Raw genomic sequence first — 1,503 nt, forward strand, 5'->3', positions numbered from 1 at the left:
CCCAGTCGAACACGCTGGAAATTTCCAATGGCATTCGCGAGATCCTCGGACCACTGGACGAGCGTCTGACCGACGTTGAGCTGACCATCACCGAAGATAATGCCACGTTCATTCGCGGCTCGGTGAAAGAGGTCATTACCAGCCTATTGCTGACGGTGGCGATTGTGATCGGCACCATCTGGTTGTTCATTGGCTCCTTCCGGGTCACCCTGGTGCCGAGCCTGGCCATTCCGATTGCACTGATCGGTACTGTGGCCGCCATCTGGGCGCTGGGTTTCTCCATCAATATTCTGACGCTGCTGGCTCTGGTATTGGCCACCGGGCTGGTTGTGGATGATGCCATTGTGGTACTGGAAAATATTCAGCGCCGTCGTGGGCAGGGCCTGGGTGCGCGGGCCGCCGCCGTGCTCGGGACCCGCCAGGTGTTCTTCGCCGTCGTCGCGACCACGGCCGTTCTGGTGTCGGTATTTGTACCGATTGCCATTTTGCCCAGCACCGCGGGGCGGCTGTTTCGGGAGTTTGGTTTTGTTCTGTCCATCGCCGTTGCGATTTCCTCCTTCGTCGCCCTGTCACTGGTTCCCGCGGCAGCAGCGCGGATATCTCCGGAGCGAGAGGGTCAGCCCCACCCGTTTCGAAACAAGCTTACCGGGTTTGGCAACCGGATGGTGGGCGTCTATAGCTGGATGGTCGATCATGCGTTGCGTTACGCCTGGACCACTTTCGGTATTGCTTTGCTGATTGTCGCGTTGGCCGGTTATGCCTACACACAGGTACCCAAAGAGCTGGTGCCCAGCGAAGACCGGGGTGTGATCTACATTGGTATCAATGGACCTGAAGGCGTAGGTCTGGATTACATTGAACGCCAGGCAGGGCAGGTCAGCGAAATTGTTCAGCCGATTGTGGCATCCGGAGAAGCCCGGTTGGCCTTTTCCATTCTCGGTTGGCGTGACCCGAATCGCGCCCTGTTTGTTCTGCCCCTGGCGGACTGGAGCGAGCGCAGCCGGAATCAGCAGGCCATTGCCGCTGAGATTGAGCCCAAGCTGAAAGAGCTGCCCGGTGTGACCAGCTGGGTTGGCGCCGGTAACAGTCTGAACATTCGCGGTGGCGGTGGTCAGGGGTCAACCATCGAGTTGGCCCTGACGGGACCGGACTACGATGAGATTTACCAGGCGGCGCAGAGCTTCATCAAGGAAGTGGAAACCCGTTACGACCATATTTCTGATCCCGACCTTGACTACGATCCCAACAAGCCGCAGCTATCCATCAATGTCGATCGACGCCGCGCCTCCGAGTTGGGTGTCGAGCTGGCCGATATTTCCGCTACTTTGCGGGCAATGGTTGATGGTTATGATCTGGTCGATCTGAGCGTTGGCGACGAAGCCATCCCCATTATTCTGGAGTCCGCTACCGGTCAGATTCGCAGTCCCGATGACCTGCTGAATCTGTACATCAGTTCAAGTACCGGCGAGTTGCTGCCTCTGTCCAGCGTCGTGACCCTGACCG

1 protein-coding gene is annotated in these 1,503 nt (G+C 58.3%); it reads left to right on the forward strand.

The features are described from left to right. On the forward strand, positions 1-1,503 hold a 1,503-nt coding region (locus tag B3187_RS06585; protein WP_286805303.1), incomplete at both ends, for an efflux RND transporter permease subunit.

The sequence above is a fragment of the Marinimicrobium sp. UBA4209 genome, from assembly GCF_002381585.1.
Lineage (GTDB): Bacteria > Pseudomonadota > Gammaproteobacteria > Pseudomonadales > Cellvibrionaceae > Marinimicrobium > Marinimicrobium koreense.